The organism is Saccharophagus sp. K07 (genome assembly GCF_014336955.1).
GTDB lineage: Bacteria > Pseudomonadota > Gammaproteobacteria > Pseudomonadales > Cellvibrionaceae > UBA5868.
Genome location: NZ_QRAI01000004.1, coordinates 176,183 through 202,330 on the forward strand (window position 1 = coordinate 176,183; position 26,148 = coordinate 202,330).

Sequence of the window (26,148 nt, forward strand, 5' to 3'; positions counted from 1 at the left end):
CGGATATTAATCGCTAAGCAGCTGCGTTGCTTGAGTTTGTGGGGAGAGGATCGGCGTAATCCTTACGCCGACAATCGAAGGGGGAGGCGGATGTTTGGCAGGAACTAGAATTTGACCTTGGAGGCGGCGTCTTCCAGCGATTCGATGGTTTTTTTCAAACGGCGGCTCATATCCGCAGTGTCCGCCAGTTGGTTCGCCATATTCTGGGTGGTTTCCCGAATAATTCGCACATCGTTGAGCACTTGGTCGGTGGATTTGGTTTGCTCCGCAGAGGTTTTGGCTATGTCCTCGTTGGCGCGCGCGATTTGCTCGATTAATTGGTTGATGTGCTCCAGTGCGGCGAGGCCGATGCTGGCTTCTTCCACGCACAGGCTCACTTGCGTGCTGCTTTCGGTCATCTGGTTGACTGAGTTGTTCATGGCGCGCAGCAGGCTATCCATAGTGCGTTGAATTTGTTCGGTGGAGTCCTGCACGCGCAGTGCCAGGGTGCGCACTTCGTCGGCTACCACGGCAAAACCCCGGCCCTGGTCGCCGGCGCGGGCGGCTTCAATCGCGGCGTTGAGGGCAAGCAAATTGGTTTGTTCGGCAATGCCGCGAATTTCGCTGACGGTGCGGGTAATTTCCAGGCTGCTGTCCGCCAGCGCGCCGACGTTATCGGTTGCGGTGGCGATAATGTCCGACAATTTGCCGATGGATTGAGTGGTTCTACCGACTTTTTCCGCGCCTGCCGTTGCAGCGTCGCGCGCGGCTTTGGACAGTGATCTTGCGGTATCGGCTTGCATTGCGATTCCGGCGAAACCTTGCAGCATTTCTTCGATGGCTAGGGTGGAGTGGTGTGCAACGGTTTGCTGTTTCTTTAAATCCTCGCGCCGTGTCTGCGCGTGCGAGGTAATCATCTCGGATTCGACGTGGAGCTGTTCCACCGCGGTTTTAATGCTTTTTATCACCGTGCCGGTGCGCTCCAGCATGGAATTAAAGGCAGCTGCCATAGCGCCAATCTCGTCGCGGGAATCTATGTCGGCGCGATTATTCAAATCACCGGTTTGTTGCACTTGCAGCATGGTGGTTTTCAGACGATTGATATGGCGCTCGATCAAGGTGATCAGCAGCTGCGAGCAAAACATTTCGATTACCATCAGCGCTGCCACAACCCCGGCAAAAGCCGGTGCGGTTTCCCAAAATACGTCCAAAAATCCGCGCCCGGTGGCCGTGGCCAAGCGATTCATGGAAAACAATACCAGCAGACATAAAACGCCCAGCACAACAAAATTCAGCAACCAAAATTTGTATTTGAGTTGAGCATTTTTCAGAAAAGAGAGCATGGAAAAAACCGGTTATTGACTTGCACTGGCTTAAGAATAGCAGCTGATTCTTAAATCGCTTTTGACGTCAATCAGGTGTATGGCAGGCTTCGGTTTTGCGGCTGGCGCGGAAAAAATTGTGAGTCTTCACGCCTGTGCTGCGCTCCTTTTGGCTCAAGGACTCAACCTATCTGGGCGACCCTGGTAGAATGCCAGCTTTTTGCGACTGGCCAGGGTCATTAAATGCTGAACCAAACTCCCCTTCACGCCGTGCACCAGGAAATGGGCGGCAAACTCGTGGACTTCTCCGGATGGTCCATGCCCGTCAACTACGGTTCCCAGATCGAAGAGCACCACGCGGTGCGTCGCGATGCCGGCATGTTTGATGTTTCGCACATGACGGTCGTCGACGTGCGCGGCGCTGACGCCAAGGTGTTTCTCCAGTATCTGCTCGCCAACGATGTGGAAAAACTCAAAGCCAACGGTAAGGCCCTCTACAGCGCCATGCTCAACGAGCGCGGCGGGGTTATCGACGACCTGATCGTCTATCTGATGGACTGGGGTTACCGCCTGGTGGTCAACTGCGGTACCCGCGCCAAAGACCTGGCCTGGATCGAGCTGCAGGCGAAGAATTTTCAGGTGGAAGTGCAAGAGCGCCCGGAACTGGCGATGATCGCGGTGCAAGGTCCGAATGCACGGCAGAAGTTCCACTCCTTGCTGTCTGCAGAGGACGTCGCCGTGGTCGATGCCCTCAGTGTGTTCAGCGGCGCCTATCTGACCGGCGCGCGCAGCGAATGGTTTGTTGCCCGCACTGGCTATACCGGTGAAGACGGTTACGAAGTCATGCTGCCCGAGGCGGAAGCGGAAAATCTGTGGCGCTCCCTGGTGAATGCGGGGGTTCGTCCCTGTGGTCTCGGCGCGCGCGACACCCTGAGACTTGAAGCGGGCATGAACCTGTACGGCCACGAGATGAACGACGAGGTTTCCCCTCTGGTGGCCAATATGGCCTGGACCATCGCCTGGACCGAAGGGCGCGATTTCATCGGTCGCGCGGTGTTGGAGAAAGCCAAAGCGGAAGGTGTGCGCGATAAGTTGGTCGGCCTCGTTATGCACGAGCGCGGCGTTCTGCGCGATGGCTATCCGGTACTGGTGGCTGAATCCGATCGCCAGGGCGTGATTACCAGCGGCAGCTTTTCCCCGACCTTGGGTTATTCCATTGCCCTGGCGCGTGTGCCGGTTGAGGTTGGCTCCAGTGCCAAGGTGCTGATCCGCGGTAAAGAAGTCCAGGTCGACGTGGTGAAGCCAAATTTTGTGCGCAACGGCAAGCCGGTTTAAGATCGGCGCACTTTGTTTGAATATCCGGGCGCGATAAGCCCATTTAATCCGGGTGTTAAGCCCGACGAATTGTTTGAATCCGGGCGAAAGCCTGAAGAATTTTTCCACTGAGGATGCGATATGAGTGAGATACGCTCAGAACTGAAATACCTGTCCAGCCACGAATGGGCGCGCATTGAAGACGATGGCACTGTGACCATCGGCATTACCGACCACGCCCAGGCGGCCCTTGGCGATGTAGTGTTCGTCGAACTACCCGAAGTGGGCACCACGGTTAACGCCGGTCAGGAAGCGGGCGTGGTGGAATCTGTAAAAGCCGCATCCGATATCTATTCACCTGTGTCAGGCGAAGTCATCGCCATCAACGAGCGTCTGGTGGATGCCCCGGAAACCATCAACTCTTCCCCATACGATGACGGCTGGTTCTTCAAAGTTCAGCCGGACGACCTGGAAGAATTGGAAGATGCGCTCGACGCAGAAGCCTACCAGGCCAGCCTCGGCGAGTAAGTGTAAGTCCCATAAAAATGGCATCGTCGGCGAGCAGTTTTGCTATGCCGCGGTGCCGTGATCCCGCATAATTCGCGCCGCTGTTTTATCCCTCGCGAGGCGCTCGATGACTTCCTATCCCGCACTTATCCTCAACCCCCAAGCCGACCGACGCGTCAAAAAAGGCCATCTTTGGATTTATTCCAACGAGGTCAACACCGGCAAAACGCCGCTGAAAAGCTTTGCGCCCGGTGATCTCGCGGAAGTATTTGCCGCCGGTGGACAGTCCCTCGGGCTCGCCTTTATCAACCCCAATGCGCTGATCTGCGGGCGCTTGTTGACCCGCGACAGCCGTCAGGCGCCGAATACCAAATTTCTCCAGCACCGCATCACTCAGGCGCTGCGTCTGCGCGAGATGTGTTTTGCCGAGCCCTATTACCGGCTCGTCTATGGTGATGCGGATCTGCTGCCCGGCGTGGTGATCGACCGCTACGGCGATTATCTGGTGGTGCAAATTTCGGTCGCCGGTTTTGAGCAGCTGCGGGACGAATTGATTGCTGCGCTGGATAAAGTGCTGCAACCCAAAGGCATAGTGCTGAAAAACAATCACAGCGCGCGCGACCTGGAAGGACTGGAAGATACGGTGGAAGTCATAGGCTCAGTGCCGGATCTGCTCGCCTTGCGTGAGAACAACGCCCGCTTTGAAGTCTCCGCCACTACCGGGCAAAAAACCGGCTGGTTCTACGACCACCGGGTAAACCGCGCTTATCTGCAAGGGCTGGTGCGCGGCAAGCGGGTGCTCGACGTGTTCTCCTACGTCGGCGGTTGGGGTGTGCAAGCCGGCGTTGCGGGTGCTGAGCGCGTCACTTGTGTGGATGCCTCGGAAAGTGCGGTGGAAGGCGTGCGCCACAATGCTCGTCTCAACGGCATTGAAGACCGTGTCGAAGCCGTGCGCGGCAAGGCCGTGGACGTGCTGAAATCGCTGGTAGCCGACAAAGAAAAATTCGACGTGGTGGTGCTGGATCCGCCCGCCTTCATCAAAAAGCGCAAGGATCAGCAAGCGGGCGAGGCGGCCTATCGCCATATCAATGAACTGGCCATTCGCCTACTCGGCAAAGATGGTTTATTGGTGTCCGCGTCCTGCTCCATGCCGCTGACGCGCGACACGCTGCAGGAAATTGTGCGCGGCGCCGCTCGCCATTTGGATCGCCACGCGCAATTGATTTACAACGGCGGTCAGGGGCCGGACCATCCTATACATCCCGCCATTCCGGAGACGGATTATCTCAAAGGCCAGTTTTATCGCGTGGCCATGGAATAATTTCCAGCGCGATGGTCGATGCGCATCGGCCATCGCGATCTAAAATACTTCCAAATAATTTAATCCCTGAATTTTGTAAGGAATTGTGATTCCTTGCATGAATGCCTTGCGCGCTGCGCACGCGCCACCTTTAATGAAATGTTTGACGGCTCCGAATAAAAAATTTGCGGGCCCGTTTGCTTGGTTTTTAAAAAGTTTTGCGATAGGGTTAGGCAAATTTCAGCGCTACGGGTGGGTGTTTCTCCGGTAATCAATAACAATAAAATTCCCGAAAACATGCGCTGATCCGACCACCACAAATGGTAGAAATCATGGATCATCAACACCTTACTTTTGGTATCGACGTGGGTTCTACAACCGTCAAACTGGTTGCCGTAGAACCGCAAAGCCGCGCAATTCTCTGGTCCCGCTACGCGCGTCACGAAACCCGCCAGGCCGAAAAAGTTCTCGAAATGCTGGAACAGGTACTGGCCGACCTGCCGCATATCTCCTTACAAAATACACGGATATTTATTACTGGCTCAGGCGCAGGTCCAATTGCACCGCATTTGAATGCGAAATTTATTCAAGAGGTGAACGCCGTCACTATGGCGGTGGAAGCTCTGCATCCGGATGTGGGCAGTGTGATCGAGCTGGGTGGACAGGATGCCAAAATCATCATGTTCAAAACCAGCGAAAGCACCGGCGAAAAACGCGCAACTACCTCCATGAATGACAAGTGCGCATCCGGCACGGGTGCGACTATTGATAAATGTCTGATTAAAGTCGGCATGGCGCGCGATGAGGTTGCCAAATTAGTTTTTGATCCAACGAAATTACACCACGTCGCGGCGAAATGCGGTGTCTTCGCCGAAACCGATATTGTGAACCTTGTAAAAAGCGGAATTCCCGCCAATGAAATTATGTGTTCATTGGCGGATGCCATCGTCAGCCAGAATATTTCCGTGCTGACCCGTGGTAATACTCTAAAGCCAAAAGTTTTATTGCTCGGTGGCCCGAACACGTATCTGCCATTTTTGCGCGATTGTTGGCGCTATCGCATTCCGGAAACCTGGGAAGAGCGCGGGTTTGATTATCCGAAAGATGTGCCTATCGAAGAGCTGATTTTTTCTCCGGAAAATTCCGAATATTACGCCGCCTACGGCGCGGTGTTGTTCGGCCTGCATGAAAAAAATGTCGCCCCTTGTGAATCCCTCGAAGCTTTAAAAAGTTTTATTCGCGATGGCCGCAAAGCGCAGTTGGGCTCAAAAGCGGGGCCGCCACTGGTGTCCGATAAAACGGAAGCTGTTGAATTTGTACAAAAGTATCGCGTACCGTCTTTTGCGCCCAAACAAGTGGTCGGCGTTTCCGTTATCGAAGGTTATATAGGTCTGGATGGCGGCTCTACGTCGAGTAAATGTGTGTTGGTCGACGAGCGCGGCGAAATTCTGCAGAAGGTGTATCAGCTCTCCAAAGGCAATCCGCTGGAAGACATGAAAAATATGTTCTTGCAGCTGAAAACCTGGGCGCAGATGCAAGGCGCGGAATTGCGCATCAAAGGTTTTGGTGTAACGGGTTATGCCGGCGATGTAATGGAGGCGGCGTTAAAAGCGGACGCCAATATTGTTGAAACTGTCGCGCATATGAAAAGTGCGCAACATTATTTTCCGGATGTAGACGTGATCTGTGATGTCGGTGGGCAGGACATCAAAGTCATGTTTATGCAAAACCGCACCATCAAAAATTTCCGTCTGTCGAATTCCTGCAGCGCCGGCAACGGCATGTTGCTGCAAGCCATGGCGGACCAATTCGGTGTGCCGGTGGAGCAATATGCGGACAAAGCTTTTAATGCGGAACTGTCACCGGAATTCAGCTACGGCTGTGCAGTTTTTCTCGACTCCGACCGGGTGAATTTCCAGAAAGAAGGTTACAACGGCGAAGAATTATTGGCCGGCCTTGCCTTGGTATTGCCGAAAAATATTTGGCAATACGTAGTGCAAATTCCGCGCATGGCGGAATTGGGTCGCGTGTTTGTGTTGCAAGGCGGTACCCAGAAAAATCTCGCCGCCGTAAAAGCGCAAGTGGATTACATTCGCGAGCGCGTGCCAGATGCGGAAGTGCATGTGCATCCCCATACGGGTGAAGCGGGGGCGCTCGGTGCGGCGTTTGAAGCCATTCGGGTGGTAAAACGCAAAGGCAGCTCCAGTTTTATTGGTTTGGATTCCTCCATCAACTTGTATTACACCACGCGCAACGATGAAGGCACCCGCTGTAATTTCTGCGCCAATAACTGCTCGCGCACTTTTATCGATGCCCATGTCAGCGAGCAGGAAACTGTGCGTTATATTTCCGGCTTTTCCTGTGAAAAAGGCACAGTGGAAGATCACGACGCATTGCGCGCGCTCAATAAAAAACGTCGCCAGCGCATGATCGCCTTCCCCAACTTGGTGGATTACGAGGCTACCTGGGCTTATAAACAATTATATAAACCCGAGCCTCTGCCGGACGCCGGCAGCGAAATCGACGATATCGAAGTTAAAAAGACCCTTTTCGGTGGCGTCAAACATAAAAAAATCCGCCGCGGTTTTATGCGCTCGGATGAGAATGCACAAAACCTTCGCGATACTATTCGCATCGGTATTCCCAAAGCGCTGAATATCTGGAGCACAGCGCCTTTCTGGCGCGCCTATTTTGAAGCACTCGGACTTAAATCGCGCAATATCGTTTTTTCCGACGATACCAGTGAAGAAATGTGGCAGGCCGGTGGTAAATACGGCTCGGTGGATCCCTGTTTTCCGGCCAAGGTGGTACAGGCGCATATTCACAACCTGCTGTTTGAACACCACGTACAAAAGCCGCTGAATTTAATTTTCTTCCCATCCATTACGCATATTCCTACCTTTGTGGAAGGCGTAATGGATACCGCTTGTTGTCCTATTGTGGCAGGCACGCCAAAGGTCATTGGCGCAGCCTTTACCAAAGAGCAGGATTTCTTTGCGCAACGCGGCATCACCTATCTGGATACGGCGGTTACGCTCAATGAGCCTTTATTGTTGAAAGCTCGTATGTTCGAAGCCTTTGCCGAACATTTGCAGATAACCGAGGACGAAAATAATTTTGCGGTGGATCAGGCCTATAAAGCGCTCAAACATTTTGATCAGCATATGCAGGAAAAGGGGCGAATTATTTTGGATGCCATAGAAGCGGATAACCGCATGGCACTGTTGATGATCGGCCGCCCTTATCACAACGATCCCGGTATGAATCACGGCGTATTGGAAGAATATCAAGCGATGGGATATCCCATTCTGTCCATTCGCTCGATTCCCAAAGACAAGGAATATCTGGCGCGCTTTTTTAAAGAAGATCTCGACAAGCAGCATGTGGCTTCGCCGCTGGAAATTCACGATATCTGGCCGGAAAACTACAGCGTCAACAGCGTGCAAAAAGTCTGGGCGGCAAAATTCGCGGCGCGCCACCCCAATGTCGCGGTGTTGGATTTATCCAGTTTCAAATGCGGCCACGATGCGCCGACATACGGTCTGATTGATCGCATCATGGAAGCCTCCGGCTCACCTTATTCCGCGCTGCACGATATAGATGCGAACAAACCGTCGGGCTCGATCAAAATTCGCGTCAAAACCTACGGCTATACGCTCAAGCTGGCGGAAGAAAAATTGGAAGACGAAGCGCGCAAAAAACGCGAGCGCGAGCGCGCATTGGTGGAAAAACGTCTGGCGCTGCTCGAGGCTGCGCCGGACAAAATCAAGCAGGACGCCCAATTTGTGGTGGAGCTGGAAAAATGGCGCCAACGCAGACAGCAGTTGTTGGAGCAAGAGTCAGAGCAGGCATCCCTGGCGTCGGTAGGCGCTATGGTTGGCCAAAATAATTTGATTGCCGCTGTTGAAATTGATTGAGGAAACTAACGCATGAATCACGATTATCGTTCAGATAAAACATCGGAGATCAATTCTGCCGCCGAGTATTTGCAGGCGGTGGAAGAAAACCTCAAACAATTTGGCGCGGACGAAGCCGTCGAGCCAGCGAAGGAGCATTGGCGTGATCTCAACCCGACACGTTTTGTCGCCTCGCAGCGCGAACACACAACAATTTTGCACGCTGGATTGACCATGGCGCACGATTTATTTATTCAGTCCGCATTTCGCGGTCTCGGCTATAAAGTCGAAGCCATGGATGTGCCGGACAATCGCGCGCTGCAGTTCGGCCGGGAGTTTGGCAATCGCGGTCAATGCAACCCCACCTATTTCACTGTCGGTAATCTGGTGAAAAAATTAAAGGCATTGGAAGCAAGCGGTCTGACAAAAAAGGAAATAGTGCAAAATTATATTTTTGCCACTGCAGGTTCCTGTGGTCCCTGTCGTTTTGGTACCTATGTGACGGAATATCGCAAAGCCCTGCGCGATGCAGGGTTCGAAGGTTTTCGCGTTATTCTGTTCCAGCAAGCCGGCGGTATTAAACAAGCGACTGGCGAAGAGCTCGGTTTAAAAATCAACGCGCAATTTTTTGTCACCATCGGCAAAGCGATTTTGTTGGGCGATGTGCTCAACGCTTTGATGTACCGCATTCGTCCCTACGAAGTTGAACCAGGTGCAACCGATGCAGCATTGGATCGCGCCAAACAGCGCATTGCGCGCGCATTTGAGACGCGCAAAGGTTTGCTCAAAGCTCTGTGGCAAACGCGCAAAGAACTCGCCGCAATCAAAGTCGACAGAACCCGCGTTAAACCCAAGGTCGCCATTATTGGTGAATTCTGGGCCATGACCACCGAGGGCGACGGCAATTACAAAATGCAGCGTTTCCTTGAGCAAGAAGGCGCGGAAGTGGATATTCAGTTGGTTACCAACTGGATTTTATATCTGCTGTGGGGCGCCAAGTTCGACACTCTGGAGCGGGCAAGATTAAAAGGAACGGACAAACGCATAGGCGCAGATGGAACAGGCAGTAAATTCGCACTGGAGAATATCAATGTTGCGAAAAAATTGTGGGGCTTAAGAGCTGCAGAATGGTTTGTGCGCAGTTTGTTCCACAGCTATGCCGCTTTGCTCGGTTTGCGCCGCTATCACCTGCCGGATATGGAACATATCGCGGAAATCAGTCACCGTTTTTACGACAACAATTTGCGCGGTGGCGAAGGGCATATGGAAGTGGGCAAATTGATTCACAATGTCGTGGATCAAAAAGTAAATATGACCCTCAGTATCAAACCCTTTGGTTGTATGCCATCCAGCGCCGTATCCGACGGTGTGCAGTCGCTGATTACTGAGTTATATCCGAGCGCAATTTTCCTGCCCATCGAAACCAATGGCGACGGCGCGGTAAACGTCTACAGTCGCGTGCAGATGCAGTTGTTCAAAGCGCGTCAGGTGGCGGAAAAAGAAGTACAGGATTCGCTGGCGCAACTCGGCTGGACACTGGCGGACTTCAAAACCAAAGTGGAAAAACGCTCGCTATTAACCTCCGGCAGTTATTGCAGTCCTCATGCAGGCGCATGCACTGCACTGGATTTATTGCACGATGTTTCTCTGCGTGAACGCGGCTGGTTGGCGCGTTTTGCGGTGCAAATCAAAAAATTCTGGGCAGCGGGCAGACAGCACAAACAGCAAACTCTGTCTGCAGTCGCCAAAGCTGCAGAAAATATGCAACGACAAAAAGCCTCCGGAGTGGAAATGGCGGTAAAAATTGTCGAGCCTTAATAAACAATGAGAGAAGAGACCAACCTTACAGTTGGTCTCTCAATAAATAGGCAAACCAGTCAAACGATTTGTGATACCAACGGCGTTTGTGCCAACGTTCCAAAGTGATTTCGGTGCAGTGCTGCAGATCATGGTGAAACGCTTCAATTAAGCTCTCCGCGATTTTGCTGTCGAGAAGACCAATTCCAACTTCTTCATTAAGTGCGAGAGAGCGTGCATCAAAATTTGTCGATCCTACATGGGTCCACTTGCCATCAACTACCACGATTTTCTGATGCAATAAAGTTAGATTGTATTCATAGAGTTTTACCCCGCCTTCCAATAACGGACGGTAGAGCGAACAGCCTGCGCGACGCACAAATGGATTGTCCGTTTGTTTCCCGGGAATCATTAAATGCACTTCTACTCCGCGCTTGACCATTTTGCACAACAGCTCAACGAGACTTTTTTCCGGTGCAAAATACGGGTTTTGGATATAAACGCTTTGGCGCGCGCTGGCGATGGCGAGACTGTAGAGAAGGCCTACGGCGGAGATCGCATCCCCCGTAGCACTGCTTACCACATGAGCGGTAACAGAACCGGTGGGTTCCAGATGGGGAAAACAACTGCTCTCGGTTGGAATAACATCGGTCTCTTCCATCCAATTTTCCATAAAAACCGCCTGCAGCGAAAAAACTGCAGGGCCGGTAATTTTTATGCCTGTGTCACGCCAATGATGTTTGTCCTGGCCTTCACCAAGCCATTGATCGGCAATTCCATGGCCGAAGGTAAAACCGATTTTGCCGTCGATAATTAATAATTTTCGGTGGGTCCTGTGATTGAAACGCCGCAGATTCCACCAGCGGACTTTGCAGTACTCCCAGAATTTAACGCCGTTGTCGCGCAGTATTTTCAGTTGTTTTGGATCGGCATCCATTGCGCCTATCGCGTCTAAAAGCACGCGTACCTTTACGCCCTCTTTGACCTTCTGGCAGAGCAGTTGGACAAATTCTTTTTCCAGTTCACCTTTATCCCAGACGAAACTTTCCAAATGCACTGTGTCTTGCGCGTTGCGTATGGCCTCTACCAGCGCCGGGAAAATGGAGCCATTTTGAAAAAGTTCTACATGATTGCCTTCGTGCACAGCGCTTTTGGTCAAGCCGGCAAAATTCGATAGGCACTCGCCCACCTCCGGTAAATCATCCGGATTTAAGCGATATTTTGGTGTGCGGCGTCGATGGGAAATAATGAAATACAGCGCAGTCGCAGCCGACGCGAGAATCGCGGTTACGAGGATCCCAAGCAAAATGGCCTCCAGTCAAATAATGTCCCTCGACCGCGAGCGCAAGAACGGTGCCAATAAGCAGGAGGCCGCGCTAGCTCGGCGTCGCTGTTGTTGGGCAACGCAAAATGGATAGCAGAATTACATTTTGTCCGCGTTTTTTACATTAGGCGCAGGGGTGGCGTTTTCCGTTTCAGAGACATTTTCCATTTCACCCGAATTGCTATTGTCTGCTGGAGAATTCAGCGCCCTGATCAGATCACGCAGAGCAGAGTAGGTTTCTTTCCAGTCGACCCGATTGGGTAAGCCTTGTGCATTGATTGGAGGTAAATCCGTTTGCGCCGTTAAGGCCGCCAAACCGCGAGCTATGTCGCGCTCGACTTGGTCGCCCAGGGAAACAACAGAATTGAGTCGTCGCAACCCTTCCAGCTGAGCCTGCAACCTGACAGCCAATTGCTGGCCGCGCCACAGATCAGTACTGATGGTCGGAGTATTTGCCGCGGGTTGCTCATTAGCCAGGGCGACCAATTGTTCCGTTAACAGGGCGAGAGCAGCTTTTTGTAACAGCTCGCTTTGTTGCGCAGAAGACAGTACTTCGAAGCGATATTGCAACTGCCCAGGTTCGGTTGCCGCCCACGCAGCGCGCAAACGTTCGGCGTCCTCCGTCAGCAATTCCACTTGCAGGCGGAGCAGCTCGCGGCGCCGGTTGCGCGGCAATTCGTCTACGTGTTCAAAGCCTTCTTCGCGATGCTCATCACCTAAAGCCGTAATCGGTTGAAAAACCAGAGGGCCGCGATTGTTCTGCTCGCCAAATAAGAGAAATTCAATGGCGTAAATCCCGAGAGTGGCGTCGCTGTTATCGGTTAACCCGTGTTGTTCCCGCAGCACGTCCCGACTTAATGGCATGCCTATATCAAACACAATGCCCGAGTAAGGGTGATCGCCAAAACTGTCGAGATAACCGGGTTGGATTGGCCAGGCAGTGAGAAGAAATTGCGCTTCGAAGACAGAATAAAAATTCTTCGGCGCCACATTGCCCAGGCGGGAGAACACATGAAATTGCTCAAGTGCCGCGGCTGTGGCGCGCCAGGCATTTTGCGCCTGATCAAGCTTTTCCATGGTTGGAGTGGCAAGCAATTCGGTTACTGCTTTATTAAGTTCCCGCGCCGCATTAACCCCCTCGGTCAATATAGCTTCGCCGAGGGGCCAAGCTGGATTTGCGGTACGGGATTTTTCACTCGTCGTGACGATTGGTACTTGTTTGGCTGTATGCGCTGGGTGTTGGTGCAGATCTGACTTCGGATTGCAGCCGCTCAGAGCCGCCGTAGCCACCAGTGAGGTGACTACGGCGAGACGGACTGGCAGCGCCGCAAATAATTGGGTGCAAACCGCCATCGCGACTACCTCAAGCTGATGATGGGAATCCGGTTTTCTTCTGCGTAGGCGCGCAGGAGCGGATCGGGATCCACGGCAACGGGATGGCTCACTTCTTTTAATAGGGGAATGTCATTGACGGAGTCCGAATAGAAGTAGCTGGTGCTCAGATCCTGCCCCATCAAGGCCAGCCATTCGCGCAAACGGTGGACTTTGCCATCCTGAAAACAGGGAATGCCAGTTGCCCGGCCGGTGTAGCATCCATCGATCTCTTCGGGCTCGGTCGCCAGCAGATGAGGAATCCCCAACAGCTTGGCAATCGGGGCGGTAATAAACCGGTTGGTGGCCGTGATGATCAGCAGGGTATCGCCCTTCTGGCGGTGTTCTTCTATAAGCGCTTGCGCTTTGGGCAGCATGAGCGGGAGGATCTTATGTTCCATGAACGCCTGATGGAGACTGTTCAGTTCCTCGCGTGAAAACACCCTGAGGGGTGTCAGGGCGAATTCCAGATAGGCGTGGATGTCGAGAGTGCCTTTCTTGTACTCCCGGTAAAAGTAATCGTTGCGCTCGCGGTAATGCTCTTGATCGACCTTGCCTTGTTCGATCAGAAACTCTCCCCACAGGTGATCACTGTCACCGGCAATCAATGTATTGTCGAGATCGAATATCGCTAAACTCAAGGGGAAATACTCCAGAGGAAATGCAGCGGACCAGGGTTGATAGTAATGAAAAGGACGGGTAAATCTGCGTTTCAGCTAAATTGCTGAGTCCGACCAAACTGTGAAACAATAGCTCGACTAGTATAACAACAAGCGTGAGGCCGCCGTGATCGACGCCGATGGTTTTCGGCCCAATGTGGGCATAATACTCACCAATTCCCGAGGGGAGTTGTTGTGGGCTCGGCGTGTTGGTGGCCAGGATGCCTGGCAGTTCCCGCAAGGCGGCATAAAAACACATGAAACGGCTGAGCAAGCCCTGTTTCGCGAGCTGGAAGAAGAAGTCGGCTTGCGAGCCAGCGATGTGGAAATCCTCGGTGTTACCCGCGGCTGGTTGCGCTACCGCTTACCTTCCCGCTACGTCCGGCAACAGCAACCGGTCTGCATAGGGCAGAAGCAAAAATGGTTTCTGTTGCGCTTTCTCGGCAGTGACGAGCAAATCAATCTCGCCCTTAACGGCACCCCCGAATTCGATCAGTGGCGCTGGGTGAGCTACTGGTATCCCGTCAATAACGTGGTCGCCTTCAAACGCGATGTCTACAGGCGCGCACTGCGGGAACTCTCTCCTTTGCACGCCCACTATCAAGAAACGTCCTGCACGGAGACCGCCGCATGCTGAACTCGCTGCGCAGTATTGTGCAAGAAGTCAATTCCGCACGAGACCTGCCTTCGGTTCTGAAGATTATTGTTGCGCGTGTCAAAAATGCGATGAATACGCAGGTATGTTCCATCTACCTGCGCGATCCACAGGGTTACTACACCTTGATGGCGACGGACGGTTTGAATGAACAGGCTATAGGCCAGGTACGCTTGGCTTTTAATGAAGGTCTGGTCGGTATGGTGGCGGCGCGTGAAGAGCCGATCAACCTCGATCAAGCCGACTCCCACCCCAAGTTCCAATATTTCCCCGAAACCGGCGAGGAGCGCTACAGCGCTTTTCTCGGTGTGCCGATCATCCACCACCGCAATGTGCTCGGTGTACTGGTGGTGCAGCAGATGGAGCGGCGCAAGTTTGATGAAGGGGAAGAGGCTTTTCTGGTCACTATGTCAGCGCAGCTGGCCGGTGTTATCGCCCATGCGGAAGCGACCGGAGCACTGAATGTCATAGGCGGGACCAATACGCAACGGCGCGAAGCCAAGTTCGTCGGTGTGCCGGGTGCCCCTGGTGTCGCCATTGGGCGCGCAGTGGTGATTTCACCTCTGGCGGATCTTACGGCTGTTCCCTACCAAACCTGTGAGAACGTGGAAGAAGAATTGGCCTTCTTCCAAAGCTGTCTCGCTGCGGTGCGCGAAGATGTTAAACGTCTCGGTGAAGAACTGAAGTTGCGCCTCAATAAGGAGGAACAAGTCCTCTTCGATGCCTATCTGGGCATGCTGGATGACGCTTCCTTGGGTGGTGAAGTCACCGAGCGCATCTTGGAAGGGTTTTCCGCCCAGTATGCCTGGAGCGATGTGATCCTGGAGCATGTGAAAAACTTCTCCAGCATGAACGATCCATACCTGCGCGAACGCGCTTCCGACGTCCAGGATCTCGGCAGCCGCGTTTTGGCCTATCTGCAGGAATCTGCGCAAAAAGAGCGCATTTACCCCGAAAATACCATTCTGATTGGCGAAGAACTAACTGCGTCCGTGCTGGGCGAAATCCCCCACGGAAAACTTGCCGGTTTGGTTTCGGTGCGCGGATCAAGCAACTCCCACGTGGCGATTCTTGCGCGTTCCATGGGCATTCCAACGGTAATGGGAGCGGTGGATCTGCCGTTTACCAAGTTGGACGGGCGCGAAATCATTGTCGATGGTTACCACGGCTCTGTTTACAGTGATCCATCTCCCGGTCTTAAGTCCCACTATCAGGACATTGTTGAAGAAGATCTGCAATTGGTTGCCGGGTTGGAGCAGCTGAAGGAGCTGCCCTGCGAAACCTTGGATAAACACCGGGTGGCACTGTGGGTGAACACCGGTCTGATGGCCGATGCCATGTTGTCGCTCGAGCGCGGCGCAGAAGGCGTCGGTCTCTACCGCACCGAAGTGCCGTTTATGCTGCGCGACCGCTTTCCCTCCGAAGAGGAGCAGCGCATTGTCTATCGCGAACAGCTGCAGGCATTTGCTCCCCATCCCGTCACAATGAGAACCCTGGATATCGGCGGGGATAAGTCTCTGCCCTATTTCCCGATTACGGAAGACAACCCGTTCCTGGGATGGCGCGGTATCCGCATTACCCTGGACCACCCGGAAATCTTCCTGGCGCAAGTGCGCGCCATGCTCAAAGCGAGCGAGGATCTGAATAATCTGCGCATTCTGTTGCCGATGATTTCCTCTATTCCGGAATTGGAAGTGGCGCAGATGCTGATTTATCGAGCGTTTGATGAGTTGCTCGACGAGGGTTACAACATTCAGATGCCGCCGATCGGCGTGATGGTGGAAGTGCCGTCAGCGGTGTATCAAGCGCGGGAATTGGCCGCCCGGGCGGATTTTCTGTCCGTCGGCAGCAACGATTTGACCCAGTATCTGCTGGCGGTCGACCGCAATAACGCCCGGGTGGCGGATCTTTACCATTCGTTGCATCCGGCGGTATTGCGCGCACTTCATACGGTCGTGAAAGAAAGCCACAGCCAGGGAGTGCCGGTCGGAATTTGCGGTGAGCTCGCCGGCGATCCCGCTGCTTCCATGTTGCTGGTCGCCATGGGTTTTGACGTGCTGTCCATGAGTGCGACCAACCTTCTCAAGGTCAAATCCGTTATCCGCAGTATCACCCTGGAGCGCGCGGAAAAACTGCTCGCGGAAGTCATGACCTTGCCCGATACAGAATCGGTCAATCGTTGTATCGAATCGACCTTTGAAGAGAGTGGTCTGACTCGTCTTCTCAAACCCAAGTTGCCGACTTAACGCGTTCGTGCTTATGATTCGCCCTTCATTCACCGAGGGGCAGATGCGTTTCTCATGCTGACATATCCAAACATAGACCCCGTCGCAATCTCCATTGACGCTTTTACCATCGCCGGCAAGACATTGGGACCATTCAATATTCACTGGTACGGCCTGATGTATTTATTTGGTTTTACTGGTGGATGGCTGCTGGCGTGGTATCGCTCAAGCACGCGTGAGTGTGTAGTAAAGCCGCGGCAGACAGAGGACCTGGTTTTTTATTCCGCCATGGGCGTTGTGATTGGTGCACGCATCGGTTACATACTGTTCTACAATTTCCAGGCTTGGATGAACGACCCTCTGCTGATCTTTCGCGTGTGGGAAGGCGGTATGTCATTCCACGGCGGCTTGATAGGTTATGCCATAGCGATGTTGTTGTACGCTCGCAAGATCAATAAGAACTTTTTCGATCTGGTCGACTTTGTTGCCCCTTTTGCCCCCTTGGGTATTTTCTTCGGCCGCATCGGCAATTTTATCGGCGGGGAACTTTACGGTCGGGCGACCGATGTGCCCTGGGCGATGGTTTTTCCCTCAGACCCGACAGGTTTGCCACGCCATCCGTCCCAGCTCTACGAAGCGGTGCTTGAAGGGCTGGTGATGTTCGCTATTTTGTTCTGGTTCTCGCGCAAGCCTCGTCCCCGGGCAGCGGTAATCGGTTTATTCCTTCTTTTATATGGCGTTTTCCGCTTTTCCGTGGAATTTGTCCGCGAGCCGGATTCACACCTCAAAGCTGACCTGCTGTTTGGCTGGGTAACGCGCGGCCAGCAGTTGTGTCTGCCCATGATTATCCTCGGACTCGGATTGCTGATCTGGACCTACAGCCGCGAACCGAAGCGTCGCGCTCTTGAGTCAGCTAAGCAAGGGAAGGCGGCATGAAGCAGTATCTTGATCTGATGCGCCATGTGCGCGACACGGGTGTGCGCAAAGAAGATCGCACCGGAGTGGGAACACTCAGTGTATTTGGCTATCAAATGCGCTTCGACCTGCGCGATGGATTTCCTCTGGTTACCACCAAAAAATGCCATTTGCGCTCAATCATTCATGAGCTTCTGTGGTTTCTGAAAGGCGAAACCAATATTCGTTACCTGCAAGAGAACGGCGTGCGCATCTGGAATGAGTGGGCGACGGAAGATGGTGAATTAGGTCCGGTATACGGTGCTCAATGGCGCTCCTGGCCTACGCCGGACGGTGGCGTGATTGATCAAATCAGTGAGGTGGTCGAGCAGATCAAACGTAAACCGCACTCCCGCCGCTTGATCGTATCTGCCTGGAATCCTGCGTATTTGCCGGACGAAAGTATTTCGCCGAAAGACAACGCCGCAGCGGGAAAAATGGCGCTGCCGCCTTGCCATACGATGTTTCAGTTTTATGTGCTTGATGGTCGCCTGTCCTGCCAGTTATATCAGCGCAGTGCCGATATATTTTTAGGCGTACCTTTTAATATCGCGTCCTATGCGTTGCTGACCATGATGATGGCGCAAGTGACCGATTTATTGCCGGGAGAATTTGTGCATACCTTTGGCGATGCACATCTTTATACCAATCATCTTGAGCAAGTGGAGGAGCAATTAAGTCGCGCTCCGTTGCCTTTGCCGCAGATGGTGTTGAATCCCGATATAAAAAATATTTTTGATTTCCGTTATGAAGATTTTGAGTTGCGCAATTATCAACATCATCCTCATATAGCCGCGCCGATAGCAGTGTGATTTTCATGTCCGATATTTCTATCGCACTGGTTTGTGCACTTGCGGAAAATCGTGTAATTGGCAGCAATAACCAATTGCCTTGGCGATTGCCGCGCGATCTCGCCTATTTTAAATCCCTGACCATGGGGCACCCCGTGATTATGGGGCGCAAAACATTTGATTCCATTGGTCGCCCTTTGCTGGGACGCAGCAATATTGTCGTCACGCGTCAGCAAGATTGGCAGGTGGAAGGTGTTACCGCAGTAAACACACTGACCGAGGCGATTGATCACGCAGCCGAAATTGCGCGTGAAACCGATGTGCAAGAAATCATGTTGATCGGCGGAGCGAGTTTATATGAGCAGGCGTTGCCGCTGGCTCACCGGCTCTATCTCACCGAGGTTCATGCAACAGTACCGGGAGATGCTTTTTTTCCAGCATTTTCACCTAAAGAATGGTTAGAAATACGCAGAGAAGAAGTTCCGGCTGATGAAAAAAATCAGTTTCCCTGTGCGTTTGTTGTTTATGAAAGGCGGATTTTTGAATCCGATTTCTGATATCGACGAACGGTATTTTGGGTAATTTTTTTCATTTTGTTACCGAGTTGTTACCTTTTTTCGGGTGACGCAGGGGGTTGTGTTACGAAAAGTGATGTTGTCGGAAGGGAGGCAAAGCGCGAATTGATAAACATTTGTATGTTGCGAAGTCGTGCTTTTAAAATGCGTCACTCTGAGTTTTTTGGCCCAGTTACTCGTACAGTTCTGAATACATTTCCGATGAGGCAGTGTTTCAGTTGTCCGTATTTTTATTGTAAGCACCCGAGTTGGGGGGAATATGAAGAAGCAGCGAATTAAAGCTGTGGCTCTGTCCACGGTGATAACTGCCGGAGCGGTTTTTGCTGGCTCGTCGTTCGCAGACCAGTCGCTTGAGGCCGTATTGGCAGTGGGTCAGTCTAAGGTTGCGGATGCGCAAAAATCCCAAGTGCGCATCAACAAGCTGCAAGATGAGACAAACGACCTGATTAATAAATTTAAGCAAGTCAATAAAACTATCGAAGGTCTGCGTGTATATAACTCGCAGCTGGAGAAGCAGCTCGCCAGCCAGCGCGAAATCATGGCCCGACTGGAAGAATCCACCAGCCAAGTCACTGTAATTCAGCGCCAAATCCAACCTCTGGTTCTGGAAATGCTGGACGCAATTGAACAGTTTGTTCAGCTGGATGCCCCCTATAGAAAAGAAGACCGTTTGCAGCGAATTGCGAACGTTCGATCTTTGATGGACAACGCCGACGTAACGGTTGCGGAAAAATTCCGTCAAGTACTGGAAATCTACAGCATCGAATCCGAGTACGCGCGCAAAGTAGATACCTATGAAACCACTTTGAATGTGGGTGGCCAGGATCTGCAGGTCAATGTCGTGGCGGTCGGTCGCATAGCTCTGATGTATCAGACACTAGACGGATCTTTGGCTGGCGCGTGGGATACCAAAACGAAGCAGTGGGTGGCGTTGGATGCGGGTGAGTACAAAAATGCTATCCGCAGTGCAATCCGTATTGCTCAGAAGAAAGCCCAGAATGACATTATGCTCCTGCCTATTGCTGCTCCGGAGGCTGCAAAATGAAAGTTTTTGCTAAAAACAACATTCTTCGTATAGCAGCTGCAGGCGTATTGCTGTTCGCTGGCGCTGTACAGGCCCAAGACAACAAGGCCACCTCACTTGATCAACTGTTGCAGTTGATGAAAGAAAGCCGAGTTCGCGAGAGCCAGGAACATCAACAACGCGAAGCTGAGTTCCTGCGTGAGAAAAATCAGCGCGCCGCATTGCTGGCCAATGCTGAAAAAACTCGTGCTCAAGAAGAAGCTCGTTCTGCAGAGCTGGAAGCTACTTACGAGAAGCAAGACCTGCAAATTAAAGCCCTGCGAGCTCAATTAGATGAGCGCATGGGTTCTCTCAAAGAGCTTTTCGGCCATTTGAAAACCGCTTCTGGTGACTTGCAAGCCAACTTGAAAAATTCTCTGGTCAGCTTGCAGTATCCAGGTCGAGATGAGTTTGCCGTTGAATTGTCCAAAAAAATGGACAGCGAAACCAGCTTGCCGACTATCGAAGAAATCGAGCGCCTGATTTATGAAATTCAGCGCGAAACTGTTGAAGCAGGCAAAGTTGTTCGCTTCAAAGCCAAAGTGGCCACCGCTGACGGCCAACAAAGTGAACAAGAAGTTGTTCGTATCGGTAACTACGGCGTGGTTTCTGGTGGCAAATATCTGTTCTTTAGCCCTGATTCAGACACTCTGAATGTTCCCCGTATGCAGCCAGCAGGCTTGCCTGATCCTTCCAAGCTCGAAAATGCCACCTCCGGATTTACCCAGGTGGGGGTAGACCCGACTTTGCCGCTGGGTGGCGAGATCATGCAAATTATTGTTTCACGTCCTGATCTCAAAGAACGCTTGTCACAAGGTGGTCTGGTTGGTTACATCATCATCTTTGGCTTGGGCGGCATTGGTTTGATCCTGATCATCTGGCGCTTCGTCGCTTTGACCGTTATCGGCGGCAAAGTGTCTAAGCAGCTGAAATCAAGCCGTGCGACTACTGACAACCCGCTCGGCCGTGTGCTGAAAGTTGCTGAAGACAACCCCGAGATCGATACCGAATCACTGGAATTGAAGCTCGAAGAAGCGGTCTTAAAAGAACGTCCATCAATCGAAAGCGGCTTGAATATGATCAAGATCATTTCCATGGTCGCGCCTTTGATGGGTCTGTTGGGTACAGTGACCGGTATGATTCAAACCTTCCAGGCGATTACCGACTTCGGTGCTGGCGATCCTAAGCTGATGGCGGGTGGTATTTCGACTGCTCTGGTAACCACGGTTCAAGGTCTGATCGTGGCAATTCCGACAGTATTCATGCATACCATTCTCAGCGGTAAAGCCAAGCGTATCGTTCATGTATTGGAAGAGCAGAGCGCCGGAATCATTGCAGAAAAAGCTGAAAGCAAATAACAGGAGATAACCCATGTCCTGGTCATTGTCGGAAGCTTTGGAAACCGTCCAGACGTTTGTAGCGTCTGGCGGTCCAGTATTACTGGCTATCGCAGTGCTCACCTTTGTCCTCTGGACTCTGATTTTTGAGCGCCTCTGGTTTTACCGTAGCGGGTTGCGCTCGATGGTTAAGAGAACTGTGAGCACATGGGATGCACGCTCCGAGCGCAAATCCTGGAATGCCCATCAAATCCGCACGGCGATGGTCTCTCAGGTCACCTCGAGCATTCGAGCCAATTTGGACCTGATCGGTACCATCACCGCACTTTGTCCGTTGTTCGGATTGTTGGGTACCGTATCGGGCATGATTGAGGTGTTTAACGTGCTGGCGACTACGGGCGGTGCTGACGCTAAATCCATGGCCGGTGGTGTGAAGCAGGCTACTATCCCGACAATGGCGGGAATGGTGGCCGCAATTTCCGGCGTGTTCGGCGGCACTGTGGTGAATCAGATTGCCGATCGTGAAGCTCAATTATTGGAAGACCATCTTACGATGGACCATTAATAGCTTTCCCCTTTAACTAGAGCCGGTTTTTATTAACCGGCCCGTTTCAAGAGAAGTAACCATGAGCAGCAGGAAATCATCCGCTGATGAAGATCTAGGAGCCACAATCGACCTGACTCCTATGCTCGACGTGGTGTTTATCATGTTGATCTTCTTCATTGTGACGGCAACCTTTATTAAGGAGCCGGGTGTTGAAATAGATCGGCCTGATGCAAATACTGCGGCAGTTAAGAACGCCAAGATCCTGGTTGCTATCAATGCTGACAACAAAGTGTGGATTGATAAAAATGAAGTCGATCCGCAGTTTGTGAAAGATCAGATAGAACTGCTAATGGCGGAAAACCCAAAGAGCCCCGTTATCATTCAGGCCGATGCTAAATCCAGCATCAAAACTCTGAATGAAGTTGCCCAAGCTGCACGCTCGCTGGGTATTCTCGATGTCTCCATCGCGGTGCAGAAGGAGTAATCGTATGAGTATTGCCCGTTATTTCACCGCTGGTGGATTTGCGCTGGGTGTGACACTCGGTTTGCTTCTGTTGATGCACGTGTTGATCCAGACAAACATCAAAGCGCCTGGTGAGGTCGTGGAATTCAAGGTTCCCGACATCGTTATGCCAGAGCGCCAGATTGAAACCAAATACGATGTCAGCAAGCCGCAAAAACCGGAAGAGGTGGAGGTAGCGCCACCAGATTTACCGGAACCTACATTTGATACGCCCGACGCGTCCAATGAAGGTATTAGCATCGATACTAAGTTCGACAGTAAGCCGACTATCACTGGTCCAGCAGGTTTTGGTGATGGAGAAATGATTCCGTTGACGGTTGTGCAACCTGAATATCCTCGCCGCGCTGCACAGCGTGGAACTGAAGGCTATTGCACAGTGGAATTTACGGTTTCAGCGAATGGCACGACCAAGGATGCCTTTATCGCAGACTGTTCTGACTCCGTGTTCCAAAATGCGGCACTTAAGGCGGCAGAGAAGATCAAATACAAACCCCGTGTTGTAGATGGTCAACCTGTTGATGTGCCCGGGGTGCAGTATAAGTTCCTGTTCCAGATGGCCAAAGAATAAGTGGTGGTAAGATGAAAAAAGCTCTTGGATTAAAAATCGCAGGTGTTTTCACCGCGGTTGTTGGTTTGGGCCTTACCAGTCTGCCTTCTGTAGATGTAGCAGGTGTTCGGTTGATTGATAACGCTGCGGCGGCTCAGACGACCGCAGCTGCCAAACTGCCGGGCTGTAAAGCTCCTCCCGCAAAACGCCGTTTAAGTGCTTTGGGTCAGAAGTTCTTTAAAAAGGTTGCTGAAGTTGACAACCTGATGAGCCCCGAACCAGATCCTAAAACTGGCAAAGCTCCAGAACCTAACTACAAAGCTGCCTGGCCAAAGCTGAAGACGCTGATCGATAAGTGCGACGATTGTACGGAATACGAGTGGGCGCAGTTGTATCAACGGGCTGCAGTAATTCAGTACAACCTGGATAATATTCCGGGTGCCATTGATTACTTCCAGAAAGTACTTTCCAAGTCACCTAATATTCCGGAAACGCTGGAAGCTCAGTTGACCTATCAGATCGCGCAATTGCTGACATCTGAAGAGCGTTATAAAGAAGCGTTGGATCATTTTTCCAAGTGGGAAGCTCTGTGCCCCGCAGTTGTCCCCGACGATTATTTTTATTTCCGCGCGCAGAACCTTTATCTATTGGATCGCAAAGATGAAGCTCTGAAGGAATTGGTGAAGGCAATCAACCTAGTTAAGGAAAAAGGGGAAAAGCCTCGCGAAGGTTGGTATAAGCTGCAGCTGGCAATTTATGTCGATAAAGAAGATTACAAATCGGCAGAAAAAGTAGCTGAAACCCTGGCTGTGGAATACACCGATTTCAGAATTCTTGCTCAGTTGGCTTCTCTTTACGGTATGAATGGTAAAGAGAAAGAACAATTGGCGATTCTGGACGCTTTGTATGTCTCCGGAGCGCTGGATAAAGAGAATCAATATAAGAACCTTGCTTATCTGTACTTGGGAGCGGAAGCGCCCTATTTGGCAGGCAAGGTAATGAAGAAAGGAATTGATTCCAAAGCTGTTCCTCGCGATGCGAAAAACCTGGAAGTTTGGGCAGTTGCTTTGACTCAAGCTCAGGACATTAAAAATGCTCTGCCAATCATGGAAGAAGCAGCGCAAAAAATGGATAACGGCAAAATCTATGCAACACTCGCGGCCATTTATTTGAACGCGGATAAGTATGATGAAGCCGTTTCTGCTGCTCGTAAGGCGCTCAATAAAGGCGGTCTGCGAAGCCAGGGTGAAGTTCATATGTATATAGGTTCTGCATATCTGAACCTGAAAAAATATGACGAGTCCATTAAAGCTCTGCAAGAAGCCACCAAGGACGAGAAATATAAGACGCACGCTCAGAATTTGATTAGATACGTGCAGTCCGAAAAGGCTCGCGAAGAAGGCTTGAGAAACGCAAATCTCGATGCTTAATTCGCGCAGCGTTAGCAACAATAAAAAACCCCAGTTTGATATCAAACTGGGGTTTTTTATTGTTCTAGATATTTATTGGAGTCTTTGACGGAAGATAATCAGCCACTATTCGTGGCTGAGTTTTTCCAGTTTATCCAGATCTCTCACCGCCCCCATATCCGCGCTCGTCGCAAGTAATGCGTAAGCTTTTAACGCAGCGCTGACTTGGCGAGGGCGAGGATTTTTGGGTTTCCAACCGATCTTGTCCTGCTCCTGTCGACGGGCAGCCAGCTCTTCATCGCTGACAAGTACATTGATGCTGCGATTGGGGATATCGATCTTGATATGGTCGCCGTCGCGGACCAAGCCAATTGCACCGCCGGATGCCGCTTCTGGGCTGACATGGCCGATGGAGAGACCGGATGTGCCGCCGGAGAAACGACCGTCGGTGAGCAGTGCACAGACTTTGCCCAAGCCTTTCGACTTCAAATATGAGGTTGGATAGAGCATCTCCTGCATGCCGGGGCCGCCTTTGGGGCCTTCGTAGCGGACTATGACAACTTCGCCAGGTTTCACCAAACCATCCAGAATATGCTGGACCGCCTGATCCTGCGATTCGGTAACGTGCGCAATACCCTCAAAAACCAGGTTACTTTCATCGACACCAGCGGTTTTCACCACACAGCCTTTTTCCGCAATGTTGCCATAGAGCACGGCAAGTCCACCTTCACGGGAATAGGCGTGTTCTAAAGAGCGGATACACCCTTGCGCGCGATCGGCATCCAGGGTGGGCCAGCGAGTGTTTTGGCTAAAAGCCTGCTGGGTGGGAATTCCGGCAGGACCGGCTTTATAGAACTTGATGACCTCAGGACTGGGATTGAGCGTAATGTCCCAGGTGTCTATGGCTTCGCGCAGAGTTTTCGCGTGCACAGTAGAGCACTGGGTGTTGAGCAGGCCTGCACGATCCAGTTCGCCGAGTATGCCGAAAATACCGCCCGCTCTGTGCACGTCTTCAATGTGGTACTTCTGGGTATTGGGCGCGACTTTGCACAGTTGGGGAATCTTGCGGCTCAAGTGGTCGATGGTGCTGAGGTCGAAGTCCGTACCGGCTTCACGGGCAATCGCCAGCAGGTGGAGGATGGTGTTGGTGCTGCCGCCCATGGCGATGTCCAGGGCCATGGCGTTGGCGAACGCCTCTTTGCTGCCGATGCTGCGCGGCAGAACGCTGCTGTCGTCCTGCTCGTAATAACGGCGGGTCAACTCGACGATCAGCGAGCCGGCTCGTTCAAACAGCTGGCGGCGATCTGCATGGGTTGCCAAGACGGTGCCGTTACCGGGCAGGCTGAGGCCGAGAGCTTCAGTTAAGCAATTCATGGAGTTGGCGGTGAACATGCCAGAACAGGAGCCGCAGGTCGGACAGGCGCTGCGCTCGTATTCCGCGACGGTTTCATCGGAAACGGAGCTGTCGGCGGCGATCACCATGGCGTCGACCAGGTCAAGACCGTGAGTGGCCAGGCGGGTTTTGCCTGCTTCCATGGGGCCGCCGGATACGAACACAGCGGGGATATTCAGGCGCATGGCTGCCATCAACATTCCAGGGGTGATCTTGTCGCAGTTGGAGATGCACACCATGGCGTCGGCACAGTGGGCGTTGACCATGTATTCGACCGAGTCAGCGATGATGTCGCGGCTGGGCAAGCTGTAGAGCATGCCGTCATGGCCCATGGCAATGCCGTCGTCCACGGCGATGGTATTGAATTCTTTGGCAACGCCGCCGGCTTTTTCAATTTCGCGGGCGACGAGCTGGCCCAGATCTTTCAGGTGGACGTGACCGGGGACAAACTGGGTGAAAGAGTTCACCACCGCGATAATGGGTTTCTGAAAGTCGTCATCTTTCATGCCGGTGGCGCGCCAGAGTGCGCGCGCGCCAGCCATGTTGCGGCCGGAGGTGGTAGTACGGGAGCGGTATTGGGGCATGGTCTACCTCAGAAAATAAGAGCCGGAAACGGGCCTAGAAAAATAAAGTGCCGGAAACGGCGCGACAGAAAGTGCG

The 26,148-nt window shown here is 52.3% G+C and carries 21 protein-coding genes; 16 read left to right on the forward strand and 5 right to left on the reverse strand.

The window, feature by feature from the left end:
• Positions 1-104: 104 nt before the first annotated feature.
• Positions 105-1,322 carry a methyl-accepting chemotaxis protein gene (locus DWB84_RS13115; protein WP_187410266.1) on the reverse strand — a complete coding sequence of 406 codons (1,218 nt, stop codon included), beginning with the start codon at positions 1,320-1,322 and terminating at the stop codon, positions 105-107.
• A gap of 222 nt (positions 1,323-1,544) precedes the next feature.
• Between DWB84_RS13115 and gcvT the strand changes: the two genes are divergently transcribed.
• The 5 genes from gcvT to DWB84_RS13140 all read left to right on the forward strand — a co-directional run bounded on the left by gcvT (position 1,545) and on the right by DWB84_RS13140 (position 10,136).
• The gene (gene gcvT / locus DWB84_RS13120) at positions 1,545-2,636 is read left to right on the forward strand and encodes a glycine cleavage system aminomethyltransferase GcvT (RefSeq protein WP_187410267.1); all 1,092 of its coding nucleotides are present in this window, start codon (positions 1,545-1,547) and stop codon (positions 2,634-2,636) included.
• 120 nt (positions 2,637-2,756) lie between these two features.
• Positions 2,757-3,143, forward strand: a complete 387-nt coding sequence (gcvH, locus tag DWB84_RS13125) for a glycine cleavage system protein GcvH (RefSeq protein ID WP_187410268.1) — start codon at positions 2,757-2,759, stop codon at positions 3,141-3,143.
• Positions 3,144-3,249: 106 nt separating this feature from the next.
• Positions 3,250-4,443, forward strand: coding sequence for a class I SAM-dependent rRNA methyltransferase (locus DWB84_RS13130; protein ID WP_187410269.1), 1,194 nt, complete (start codon positions 3,250-3,252; stop codon positions 4,441-4,443).
• 311 nt (positions 4,444-4,754) lie between these two features.
• Positions 4,755-8,339 carry a BadF/BadG/BcrA/BcrD ATPase family protein gene (locus tag DWB84_RS13135; RefSeq protein WP_187410270.1) on the forward strand — a complete coding sequence of 1,195 codons (3,585 nt, stop codon included), beginning with the start codon at positions 4,755-4,757 and terminating at the stop codon, positions 8,337-8,339.
• Between the two features lie 12 nt (positions 8,340-8,351).
• Positions 8,352-10,136, forward strand: coding sequence for a 2-hydroxyglutaryl-CoA dehydratase (locus DWB84_RS13140; RefSeq protein ID WP_187410271.1), 1,785 nt, complete (start codon positions 8,352-8,354; stop codon positions 10,134-10,136).
• A 25-nt stretch (positions 10,137-10,161) separates the two neighbouring features.
• Here DWB84_RS13140 and DWB84_RS13145 read toward each other — a convergent pair whose 3' ends face one another.
• The 3 genes from DWB84_RS13145 to DWB84_RS13155 all read right to left on the reverse strand — a co-directional run bounded on the left by DWB84_RS13145 (position 10,162) and on the right by DWB84_RS13155 (position 13,451).
• A complete protein-coding gene (locus tag DWB84_RS13145) occupies positions 10,162-11,421 on the reverse strand; it encodes a phosphatidylserine/phosphatidylglycerophosphate/cardiolipin synthase family protein (protein ID WP_187410272.1) in 1,260 nt (419 codons plus the stop codon).
• 117 nt (positions 11,422-11,538) lie between these two features.
• Positions 11,539-12,792, reverse strand: coding sequence for an imelysin family protein (locus tag DWB84_RS13150; RefSeq protein ID WP_187410273.1), 1,254 nt, complete (start codon positions 12,790-12,792; stop codon positions 11,539-11,541).
• Between the two features lie 5 nt (positions 12,793-12,797).
• On the reverse strand, positions 12,798-13,451 hold the full coding sequence (locus tag DWB84_RS13155; RefSeq protein ID WP_187410274.1) for an HAD family phosphatase: 654 nt from the start codon (positions 13,449-13,451) through the stop codon (positions 12,798-12,800).
• Between the two features lie 145 nt (positions 13,452-13,596).
• Here DWB84_RS13155 and DWB84_RS13160 point away from each other — a divergent pair, with 145 nt between their 5' ends.
• The 11 genes from DWB84_RS13160 to DWB84_RS13210 all read left to right on the forward strand — a co-directional run bounded on the left by DWB84_RS13160 (position 13,597) and on the right by DWB84_RS13210 (position 24,116).
• Positions 13,597-14,106 (forward strand): RNA pyrophosphohydrolase, encoded by a 510-nt coding sequence (locus DWB84_RS13160; protein ID WP_187410275.1) that lies wholly within the window; start codon positions 13,597-13,599, stop codon positions 14,104-14,106.
• Positions 14,100-16,370, forward strand: a complete 2,271-nt coding sequence (gene ptsP / locus DWB84_RS13165) for a phosphoenolpyruvate--protein phosphotransferase (protein WP_187410276.1) — start codon at positions 14,100-14,102, stop codon at positions 16,368-16,370. The genes DWB84_RS13160 and ptsP overlap by 7 nt, the downstream gene beginning before the upstream one ends.
• Before the next feature lie 54 nt (positions 16,371-16,424).
• On the forward strand, positions 16,425-17,285 hold the full coding sequence (lgt, locus tag DWB84_RS13170; RefSeq protein WP_187410277.1) for a prolipoprotein diacylglyceryl transferase: 861 nt from the start codon (positions 16,425-16,427) through the stop codon (positions 17,283-17,285).
• A complete protein-coding gene (locus tag DWB84_RS13175; RefSeq protein ID WP_187410278.1) occupies positions 17,282-18,115 on the forward strand; it encodes a thymidylate synthase in 834 nt (277 codons plus the stop codon). Before lgt ends, DWB84_RS13175 begins: the two co-directional genes overlap by 4 nt.
• A 5-nt stretch (positions 18,116-18,120) precedes the next feature.
• Positions 18,121-18,651, forward strand: a complete 531-nt coding sequence (locus DWB84_RS13180; protein WP_187410279.1) for a dihydrofolate reductase — start codon at positions 18,121-18,123, stop codon at positions 18,649-18,651.
• 277 nt (positions 18,652-18,928) lie between these two features.
• A complete protein-coding gene (locus tag DWB84_RS13185; protein ID WP_187410280.1) occupies positions 18,929-19,714 on the forward strand; it encodes a DUF3450 domain-containing protein in 786 nt (261 codons plus the stop codon).
• Entirely contained in the window at positions 19,711-21,090 is a 1,380-nt protein-coding gene (locus DWB84_RS13190) for a MotA/TolQ/ExbB proton channel family protein (protein WP_187410281.1), read from the forward strand. Before DWB84_RS13185 ends, DWB84_RS13190 begins: the two co-directional genes overlap by 4 nt.
• Positions 21,091-21,103: 13 nt before the next feature.
• On the forward strand, positions 21,104-21,634 hold the full coding sequence (locus DWB84_RS13195) for a MotA/TolQ/ExbB proton channel family protein (protein WP_187410282.1): 531 nt from the start codon (positions 21,104-21,106) through the stop codon (positions 21,632-21,634).
• Between the two features lie 61 nt (positions 21,635-21,695).
• On the forward strand, positions 21,696-22,100 hold the full coding sequence (locus DWB84_RS13200; protein ID WP_187410283.1) for a biopolymer transporter ExbD: 405 nt from the start codon (positions 21,696-21,698) through the stop codon (positions 22,098-22,100).
• A gap of 4 nt (positions 22,101-22,104) precedes the next feature.
• Entirely contained in the window at positions 22,105-22,707 is a 603-nt protein-coding gene (locus tag DWB84_RS13205) for an energy transducer TonB (protein WP_187410284.1), read from the forward strand.
• An 11-nt stretch (positions 22,708-22,718) separates the two neighbouring features.
• Positions 22,719-24,116: a lipopolysaccharide assembly protein LapB gene (locus DWB84_RS13210; RefSeq protein WP_187410285.1), complete on the forward strand. Its 1,398-nt coding sequence runs from the start codon at positions 22,719-22,721 to the stop codon at positions 24,114-24,116.
• A gap of 105 nt (positions 24,117-24,221) precedes the next feature.
• On the opposite strand, the gene ilvD is transcribed toward DWB84_RS13210, so the two are convergent.
• Complete coding sequence (gene ilvD, locus DWB84_RS13215) at positions 24,222-26,072, reverse strand: dihydroxy-acid dehydratase (protein WP_187410286.1); 1,851 nt, start codon at positions 26,070-26,072, stop codon at positions 24,222-24,224.
• Positions 26,073-26,148 lie beyond the last annotated feature (76 nt).

What these genes read in the sequence shown, in the direction of transcription:
- DWB84_RS13115 (WP_187410266.1), bottom strand. Translation starts at nt 1,322, where the DNA reads ATGCTCTCTTTTCTGAAAAATGCTCAACTCAAATACAAATTTTGGTTG.
- gcvT (WP_187410267.1), top strand. Translation starts at nt 1,545, where the DNA reads ATGCTGAACCAAACTCCCCTTCACGCCGTGCACCAGGAAATGGGCGGC.
- gcvH (WP_187410268.1), top strand. Translation starts at nt 2,757, where the DNA reads ATGAGTGAGATACGCTCAGAACTGAAATACCTGTCCAGCCACGAATGG.
- DWB84_RS13130 (WP_187410269.1), top strand. Translation starts at nt 3,250, where the DNA reads ATGACTTCCTATCCCGCACTTATCCTCAACCCCCAAGCCGACCGACGC.
- DWB84_RS13135 (WP_187410270.1), top strand. Translation starts at nt 4,755, where the DNA reads ATGGATCATCAACACCTTACTTTTGGTATCGACGTGGGTTCTACAACC.
- DWB84_RS13140 (WP_187410271.1), top strand. Translation starts at nt 8,352, where the DNA reads ATGAATCACGATTATCGTTCAGATAAAACATCGGAGATCAATTCTGCC.
- DWB84_RS13150 (WP_187410273.1), bottom strand. Translation starts at nt 12,792, where the DNA reads ATGGCGGTTTGCACCCAATTATTTGCGGCGCTGCCAGTCCGTCTCGCC.
- ptsP (WP_187410276.1), top strand. Translation starts at nt 14,100, where the DNA reads ATGCTGAACTCGCTGCGCAGTATTGTGCAAGAAGTCAATTCCGCACGA.
- lgt (WP_187410277.1), top strand. Translation starts at nt 16,425, where the DNA reads ATGCTGACATATCCAAACATAGACCCCGTCGCAATCTCCATTGACGCT.
- DWB84_RS13175 (WP_187410278.1), top strand. Translation starts at nt 17,282, where the DNA reads ATGAAGCAGTATCTTGATCTGATGCGCCATGTGCGCGACACGGGTGTG.
- DWB84_RS13180 (WP_187410279.1), top strand. Translation starts at nt 18,121, where the DNA reads ATGTCCGATATTTCTATCGCACTGGTTTGTGCACTTGCGGAAAATCGT.
- DWB84_RS13185 (WP_187410280.1), top strand. Translation starts at nt 18,929, where the DNA reads ATGAAGAAGCAGCGAATTAAAGCTGTGGCTCTGTCCACGGTGATAACT.
- DWB84_RS13190 (WP_187410281.1), top strand. Translation starts at nt 19,711, where the DNA reads ATGAAAGTTTTTGCTAAAAACAACATTCTTCGTATAGCAGCTGCAGGC.
- DWB84_RS13195 (WP_187410282.1), top strand. Translation starts at nt 21,104, where the DNA reads ATGTCCTGGTCATTGTCGGAAGCTTTGGAAACCGTCCAGACGTTTGTA.
- DWB84_RS13200 (WP_187410283.1), top strand. Translation starts at nt 21,696, where the DNA reads ATGAGCAGCAGGAAATCATCCGCTGATGAAGATCTAGGAGCCACAATC.
- DWB84_RS13205 (WP_187410284.1), top strand. Translation starts at nt 22,105, where the DNA reads ATGAGTATTGCCCGTTATTTCACCGCTGGTGGATTTGCGCTGGGTGTG.
- DWB84_RS13210 (WP_187410285.1), top strand. Translation starts at nt 22,719, where the DNA reads ATGAAAAAAGCTCTTGGATTAAAAATCGCAGGTGTTTTCACCGCGGTT.
- ilvD (WP_187410286.1), bottom strand. Translation starts at nt 26,072, where the DNA reads ATGCCCCAATACCGCTCCCGTACTACCACCTCCGGCCGCAACATGGCT.